The 7,435-nt window shown below is 60.9% G+C and carries 7 protein-coding genes and 1 pseudogene; 4 read left to right on the forward strand and 4 right to left on the reverse strand.

What is annotated here, in order from left to right:
* The 3 genes from AC1DUU_RS18180 to AC1DUU_RS18190 form a co-directional block, all read right to left on the reverse strand.
* Positions 1-715 (reverse strand): ABC transporter permease (locus tag AC1DUU_RS18180; protein WP_476784805.1); only part of this gene is annotated, 715 nt, incomplete at its 3' end.
* A 1-nt stretch (position 716) separates the two neighbouring features.
* Positions 717-1,688 (reverse strand): ABC transporter permease, encoded by a 972-nt coding sequence (locus AC1DUU_RS18185; protein WP_476784806.1) that lies wholly within the window; start codon positions 1,686-1,688, stop codon positions 717-719.
* Between the two features lie 145 nt (positions 1,689-1,833).
* A complete protein-coding gene (locus AC1DUU_RS18190) occupies positions 1,834-2,535 on the reverse strand; it encodes a creatininase family protein (protein WP_476784807.1) in 702 nt (233 codons plus the stop codon).
* A 188-nt stretch (positions 2,536-2,723) separates the two neighbouring features.
* Here AC1DUU_RS18190 and AC1DUU_RS18195 point away from each other — a divergent pair, with 188 nt between their 5' ends.
* From AC1DUU_RS18195 to AC1DUU_RS18210, 4 genes and pseudogenes are all read left to right on the forward strand, one after another.
* Entirely contained in the window at positions 2,724-3,302 is a 579-nt protein-coding gene (locus tag AC1DUU_RS18195; RefSeq protein ID WP_476784808.1) for a MarR family winged helix-turn-helix transcriptional regulator, read from the forward strand.
* A 38-nt stretch (positions 3,303-3,340) separates the two neighbouring features.
* Positions 3,341-4,921, forward strand: coding sequence for an ABC transporter substrate-binding protein (locus tag AC1DUU_RS18200; RefSeq protein WP_476784809.1), 1,581 nt, complete (start codon positions 3,341-3,343; stop codon positions 4,919-4,921).
* Between the two features lie 68 nt (positions 4,922-4,989).
* Entirely contained in the window at positions 4,990-5,937 is a 948-nt protein-coding gene (locus AC1DUU_RS18205; protein WP_476784810.1) for an isoaspartyl peptidase/L-asparaginase family protein, read from the forward strand.
* A 232-nt stretch (positions 5,938-6,169) separates the two neighbouring features.
* Positions 6,170-6,583, forward strand: a pseudogene (locus AC1DUU_RS18210) (alpha/beta fold hydrolase); the annotation flags it as partial.
* A 213-nt stretch (positions 6,584-6,796) separates the two neighbouring features.
* Here AC1DUU_RS18210 and AC1DUU_RS18215 read toward each other — a convergent pair.
* A complete protein-coding gene (locus tag AC1DUU_RS18215; RefSeq protein WP_476784811.1) occupies positions 6,797-7,363 on the reverse strand; it encodes a MarR family transcriptional regulator in 567 nt (188 codons plus the stop codon).
* Positions 7,364-7,435: the final 72 nt, after the last annotated feature.

Raw genomic sequence — 7,435 nt, forward strand, 5'->3', positions numbered from 1 at the left:
GGGTTGCCTCAAGCGAAATGGCGGAAGCGACCTGAACCGTGGCCACCACGATCAGCGGCGGCAGCGAGTTCGGCAATATGTGGCGAGTGACCACGAACCAGCCGCTCATCGGCACCGACAGCGCCGCCTGGACATAGTCCTTTTGCCGTTCGGCCGCGGCCGCGCCATGGGCGGTGCGCACGAAATAGGCGTATTGGGCGAAGACGAGCGCCAGGATTAGCTGGGCCTTGCCCTGACCGAGCAGCGCCGCGATGACAAAGGCCAGCAGGATCGCCGGGAAGGAAAGCTGGACGTCCACGAGCCGCATGACCAGGGTCTCGGTACGGCCCCCGACATAGGCTGCGGAACAACCGACGATCGCCCCGATGACGAAGGCGATCGCGCCGGCGATCAGCCCCATCTCGAGCGAGATGCGCAGGCCGTAGATGATCGCCGACAAAAGGTCACGGCCCTGGCTGTCGGTGCCCAGGAGGTAGTGCATGCCATTAGCCCCGACATGGCCTGGCGCTTTGCGCGCGTCGCGCAGCACCAGCGATTTCAGGTCGTAGGGATCTTGCGGCACGACCAGTGGCGCAAAGATCGCAAGCAGCGCGATGACGACGACCACGAGCAAGGCGACGACCGCCACCTTGTTGCGGGAGAAGATGCRCCAAAATTCGCGCAGCGCCGATGGCGCGACAGGGGCTGTGTTGACCTGCGGCTGGACGGTGGACATGTCAGCGCCCCTTGTGACGCAGGCGTGGATCGATGACCGCATAGGCCAGATCGACGCTCAGGTTGATGACTACGAACAGGACGGAGACCATCATCAGGTACGTCACCATCACCGGCCGATCGAGCGAGGCGATGCTGTCGATGATCAGCTTGCCGAGCCCCGGCCAGCTGAAGATCGTCTCGGTCACCAGCGCGAAGGCGAGCGTCGAGCCTAGCTCGAGGCCGAAGACCGTGACTAGCGGAATGGAGATCAGCTTCAGGACATGGCGGTGCAGGATCGTGCGCTCCGGGATGCCGGCGGCGCGCGCGAACTTGATGGTGTCCAGCATCATCACCTCGCGCGTTCCCGCAGCAGCAAGCCGGCACATCATCGACATCTTGAACAAAGACAGGTTGATGACGGGCAACAGCAGGTGCGCCCAGCCATCACGCGTCAGGAAGGAGAACGGGATGCCGAACAGCTCGGCAGTCTGGCCACGGCCGCCAGCCGGCAATGCGCCGAACTGAACCGCAAAGACCATGATGAGCATCAGTCCGATCCAGAACGTCGGGACCGAAAAGCCGAGGATCGAGCCGGCCATGATGACCTTCGACGCCAAGCTGTCGGGCCGGTAGCCGGCATAGATGCCGAGTGGCACGCCGACGACCGTCGCCAAAAGGACCGCGGTGACAGCAAGCTCGAGGGTGGCTGGAAGCCGCTGCAGGATCAGTTCGCCGACCGGCATGTTGAACACGAAGGAGCGGCCGAAATCGCCGCTCAGCATATTGCCGACAAAGTCGGCATATTGTTTCCACAGCGGCTGGTTGAGCCCGTACTCCTCGATCACGCGCTGCCTTATCTCCTGCGTCGCGTCTGGCGAAATCAGCACATCGATAGGGTTGCCGATGACAAAGACACCGACGAAGACGAGGATCGACATGACGATGAGCACGATCAGCGCCTGTGCCAGTCTGCGAAGAACGAAGCTGGTCATCTGAACGCCTTCCGGGCCGTGGGTCGGAAATACATGACGGGCCGCCTCTTCTGTCGCCGCTTGGCGCACCGGGCCCAAAGGCTAAACGATGCGTTGATCCAGTATTCAGAGCGTCCTCTTGGTCCTTGCAGACGCAAGGCGCGCCCTAGTGCCAGTCGTGCTCGATTTCGTGCCGGGTCTCTTCGACGCCGACCTCCCAGATCGCCATCATGTCGGCGTCCGGCCGCTGGAATACGCCGTGATAATTGCCCTCGCCGATGCGCTCACGTTTGCGGCCGGCATCCACGCGTGCGGACGCGGCGAAGTCGATGCGTTCCTTCTGGAAATTCGGGATCGGGGCGCCCTCCAGCCGGGTCCAAGGGAAGTTCTCCATCCAGCTGGCATGACTGGCGGCAGGGTCGATCTCGACCACTTTTCCCATCGTCTTGGGCGCGCGCCACCAGTCGTGGAGCTTGACCGAGGTGTCGCGATGGCTGTTCATCCACTCCGACAGCAAGGGGTTGACCGGCGTGTTTCCGCCATGGCCGTTGACGATCAATATGCGTCGGAAACCCGACCGGTAGATGCTGTCCAGAATGTCTTCGATGACGTTGATGTAGGTTCGCAACGACAGCGTGATCGTGCCGGGGAAATCGRCAAAGCCGGAGGCCATGCCATAGGGCAGGCAGGGGAACACCGGCACGCCGAGCGGTTCGGCCGCCTCCACCGAAATGCGCTCCGCCAGGATCATGTCGGTCGCCAGGCTGAGATAGGCGTGCTGCTCGATCGAGCCGATCGGCAGGACGCAGCGGTCGTCCTCTTTAGCTGTCGCCTCGACCATCGCCCAATGCATGTCCTGAATGCGCATTCTCGTCTCTCCGTGTGCCATCGTCAGCGTGGATGGCAAGCCGCTTCGCCTGCTTTCGGCGATCCTGTCCCAGCCAAAGCTGAAGCGGCCCTATATCAAACAAGTTCCATTAGGAACAAAAAATCGCAGTTGACGCAACATTATTTTCCGATACCGTTCCGATTGGAACTAATTTGAATGAGGGGGAGATGGATCAGTCGCTGCACCCAGCCTTGTATGAGGCACGCGCTGGCCGGACGAAGTCCGAGCTGGCCGATCTTTCGCCGGACGATCCACTGTTTCCCAAGCTGTGGGAAAATCCCTGCTGGTTTTCGTTCCGGCTGAATTTCCTGGCCTTGCAGTTCAACACCCCGGTCTATGGCCGCATCCAGCAGCAGCTGGGTTTGCTCAGGCCTGAATTCGTGGTGCTGTGGTCGCTCTATCTGAGCGACAAGCTGACTCTGACCGAGGTTGTCCGCTCCTCCGGCTTTCCCAAGAACACGCTGAGCCGCGCTGTCAACAAGCTGGCAACGCTCGGCATGATCGACCGCGAAACCGATCTCGCCGACCTGCGGCGCGCCACCTTGATCCTGACGCCCAAGGGGCGCGCGGCGGTGATGGAGGTAGAGCAGCTGATGATCAACCAAGAGCGCATGATGCTGGAGAAGCTGTCGCCGGCGGAGCGGCTCAGCCTGTCCGAAATTCTCACCAAGCTCGTCGTGGCCTCGGAAGGCTGGCCGCGCGAGATCGAAGATGATCCGGAAAGCTCTGGCGGCCAGCCGACGTAGCGTCCGTCCGATTTCAAGCCAAGACCATGAGGAAATCTATGAAACTCGCATCTCTCCTGCGCGCCACAATGCTGGCGACGACACTGCTGACGCCGATGGTGGCAATGGCCGACGACCTCGTCATCGCCACCAAGTCCGGCCCGGCCTCCATGGACCCGCACTTCACCGCGACTTCTGCCAACGCCGAAGCGACCAAGCATGTCTTCGACACGCTGCTGAGGTCAGGCAACAATCTCGAAATCAAGCCCGGCTTGGCGCTGAGCTGGACGGTGGTCGATGACGCTACCTGGGAGTTCAAGCTACGCGACGGCGTGAAGTTCCATGATGGCTCGGACTTCACCGCCGAGGACGTGAAGTTCTCGATCGAGCGCATCCCCAATGTGACCGGCCCCAACCCGTCGACCATCTTCGTGCGCCGGGTCAAGAGCGTCGAAGTTGTCGACAAGCTGACCGTGCGCGTCAAGACGGAAGGCGCAGCCCCGACGCTGCCCAACGATTTCGTGCGCCTGTTCATCGTCTCGCAAAAGGCTGCAGCAGCCTATTCGACCAAGGAGACGGCGGCCGAAGGCTTCAATTCCGGCAAGGCGACGATTGGCACCGGCCCCTACAAATTCGTCAGCTGGGCGCCCACGCAGGATATGGTACTCGAGAAGTTCGATGGCTACTGGGACGGCGCCCAGCCTTGGGACAAGGTGACCCGCAAGGAAATCCCCAACGACGCAGCGCGCGTCGCGCAGTTGAAAGCCGGCCAGGTCGACCTGGTCTCTAAGGTTCCGGCGACTGATCTGGCCAACCTCGAGGCCGACAGCAACATTCAGGTCATCAAGGACGAGTCGGTCTACATTCCCTACCTCGAGTTCGACTTCCGCGAGAGCTCGCCGATGGTCTGGGACAATGCCGGCAAGAAGCTCGACAAGAATCCCTTCCTCGATCCGCGCGTTCGTGAAGCCTTCGATCTGGCGCTCGACCGCCTGACGATCTCGGAGGTTGCGCTCGAAGGCATGGGCGTGGTGCCCACACAAATGGTGTCGTCGAACATCTTCGGCTACAACAAGGACATCCAGCCCGCCGCCTTTGACGTCGAGAAGGCCAAGCAGCTGATGGCCGACGCCGGCTATGCTGATGGCTTCAAGGTGTCGCTCAACTACGCCAACGACCGCATGCCATCCGAGCTCGGACCGACCGTTGCGCAGCTGATGGCCGCTATCAACGTGAACATGGAAGTCAACGGCGTTCCGGCCGCCGTGTTCAACCCTGCCAAGACGCGCGGCGAATATTCGCTGTACATGGCGTCCTGGGGCACGTTGACCGGCGAGGCGAATTACATGCTGTCGTCGCTGATGCACACCAACGATCCCTCAAAGTCGCTGGGCGCCTTCAACGTGCGTGGCTACTCCAACGCCGAAATGGACAAGCTGATCCAGGATGCCGGCGCTGAGATGGACGAAGCCAAGCGCCGCGAACTGCTGGAAAAGGCCAATCTGCTCGTCTCGACTGACCGTCCCGACCTGCCGCTGGCCGTCAATGTGTCGGCCTGGGGCGCAAAGGCCGACAAGATCGTCTACACGCCGCGTTCTGACGAAGACACGCTGGCGATGGACGTAAAGCCGAAGCAGTAAACCCGACACAAGTCTCCCGAGGCGGCTCTACCCAGGGCCGCCTCCCTTTTTATGCAGGATCAAATCGAATGAACACATTTGCCCTGGCTATCCATGGCGGCTGCGGCGTCATGGCCAAGCTCGACCTCACCGAGGACGAGTGGATTGCAGCCCGGCACGATCTCGGGCGCGCGCTGGAGAGCGGATACGCCATCCTCAAGGATGGCGGGACGGCACTTGACGCCGTGCAGGCTGCGGTCGTCGTGATGGAGGACAGCCCTCATTTCAATGCCGGACATGGCGCAGCTCTCAACACCGAGGGCGTCCATGAGCTCGACGCCTCCATCATGGATGGCGCAACGCTGGCTGCAGGTGCTGTCAGCGCCGCCCGCAACGTCCGCAACCCGGTGCTTGCCGCCCGTGCGGTCATGGAGCATGGCGATGCGCTGTTGCTGACCGGCTCCGCGGCGGACCGTTTCGCCGGCGACCAGGGCTTGACGATCGTCGACCAGACCTACTTCACCACCGAGCGCCGCAAGGCAGCATTGGCGGCCATGAAGGCGCATGCCCTGGCCGGTACGGCGGCGAAAGCGAGCGAATCGGAAAAGCACGGCACGGTGGGCGCGGTCGCGCTCGACAGCCGTGGCCACCTGGCAGCGGCGACCTCGACCGGCGGCTACAACAATAAGCCCGACGGTCGCGTCGGCGACAGCCCGATCATCGGCGCCGGCACCTATGCGCGCGATGGCGTCTGCGCCGTCTCCGGAACCGGCAAGGGCGAATTCTTCATCCGCCATGTCGTCGGCCACGAAGTGGCGTCGCGCATGGCGTATCTGGGCGAAAGCCTAGAGGCCGCCGCGACCAAGGTGATCATCCATGACATGAAGCCGCACGACATCGGTGCCGGTCTGGTGGCTGTCAGTGCCGACGGCGCGATCTCAGCCCCCTACAACACCGACGGCATGTTCCGCGGGTGGGTAGGCGAAGACGGCAAGATATTCGTCGCGTCCCACAGCGAGGTCTTCGCCCATAATTGACGGGTAGGGACAGGCCGGATGCAGCACAGGGATCGGCTTGACCCGGGTGGACCGCATTGAGCCGAGGTCGGCAACGCTACGAACGGCAGCGGCTCGGCGACTTGCTTCACCTTAACATCAACACGACGGGCCGGAGTGCCCGTCCCAGTCATCCGGAGACGGGCAAGCACCGGGACAGCGTCAGCGACTTTGGCTGCGGACAACCGTAGCAGCGAGGTTGCAACGGGAATCGATGGCCAAGTTTCCGAAGGTGCGGATCGGGGGCGACGTACGAGCTCAGCACAAGCTCATGGTTGAGCATTTCGGTATCGAGCGGTTGGCGCTGGTTGTCGGCGGGTCGATGGGCGGACAACAGGTCGATGAATGGGCGGTGCGCTATCCTGATATGGTCGCACGCGCCGCGCCGATAGCGACGACGTCTCGCATCTCGCGCGATCAGGTCATGTTTGTCGATGCTTGCGCCGACGCGCTGATGTCAGATCCCGCCTGGAACCGGCCTGATCGCATCGTTAACGATGGCAGCCAGACCAACCGCGAGGCGATCGTGGCCTGCGATACCAAAAACCGCTTGCAAGACAAATCGTGGCGAGCGCCAAAGCGGATCCGTATTCGCCAGAGCAAATACCTCAATAATCGCATCGAGCAGGTGTAGGCAGTCTAGTGCGAGCCAGTCTGTAGATTGGCCTCCCTGTTTTCCGTGGGAATACAGGGAGTTTCTCGCCTAAACTAGGAATACTCGTCTCACCGTCTGCCGATTTGACTAGGGAACGCTGCAAGCTGCGGAGCAGCATACCGAATTTCCGTCCCGTGGCAGCCGTGGCTGTTTATAGTCTGCAATGATTGCCGGGCAACTTGCTGGCTATCGTTGCGCCTTGGCGCGTTCGGGATCATACACAAACCCATGCCGAAGAGCTGAATCAATGCGACCCTGCAGGAACATACGCGCTGGTTCGGCTTCCTTTTCAGTAGGTATCAAGAGCATTCGCCGCTTGTCAGCCGCATCTTGAACACGCACGAGTGCTCCGGCGGCTTCCATGTCGTCAACATGCCGCTTAACGGTAACGTCGCTGACGAAAGTTTGGAAATAGGTCGCCAGATCCTTGAGGGTAATGGGGCTGCCTTTGAGCCATCGATCTACGATCAAGCTGCAAATCATGTCGGACTCGAAGATGTTCCGGCAATGATCACGCAGCATGACCTCACTTCCCATCTTCCTTTCGAACTCAATCCTAAATGACAGCCACGACAACTCGACATCGAGAGCAGCACGTTGCTCTTCGTTCAGAGCTGCAATTGAAAGAGCATCATAAATTTCAAGTTTTTCCGATAGGTCATTCGAACTATTGAGCATTTTGTGATTAATAGTTTTTGACAATATAAGCACCGTGTTTCGTTTCTTGACGCTCGCATTGCTTAGCGACGTCATTGGATTATACCTGCCCGAATTTCACCGTGAGGCCATAAGTCCCCCGCATTTCCTTTGCGTACTGTGGTGATG

This window comes from Aminobacter sp. P4_H6_2 (assembly GCF_056400805.1).

What these genes read in the sequence shown, in the direction of transcription:
- AC1DUU_RS18185 (WP_476784806.1), bottom strand. Translation starts at nt 1,688, where the DNA reads ATGACCAGCTTCGTTCTTCGCAGACTGGCACAGGCGCTGATCGTGCTC.
- AC1DUU_RS18215 (WP_476784811.1), bottom strand. Translation starts at nt 7,363, where the DNA reads ATGACGTCGCTAAGCAATGCGAGCGTCAAGAAACGAAACACGGTGCTT.
- AC1DUU_RS18195 (WP_476784808.1), top strand. Translation starts at nt 2,724, where the DNA reads ATGGATCAGTCGCTGCACCCAGCCTTGTATGAGGCACGCGCTGGCCGG.
- AC1DUU_RS18200 (WP_476784809.1), top strand. Translation starts at nt 3,341, where the DNA reads ATGAAACTCGCATCTCTCCTGCGCGCCACAATGCTGGCGACGACACTG.
- AC1DUU_RS18205 (WP_476784810.1), top strand. Translation starts at nt 4,990, where the DNA reads ATGAACACATTTGCCCTGGCTATCCATGGCGGCTGCGGCGTCATGGCC.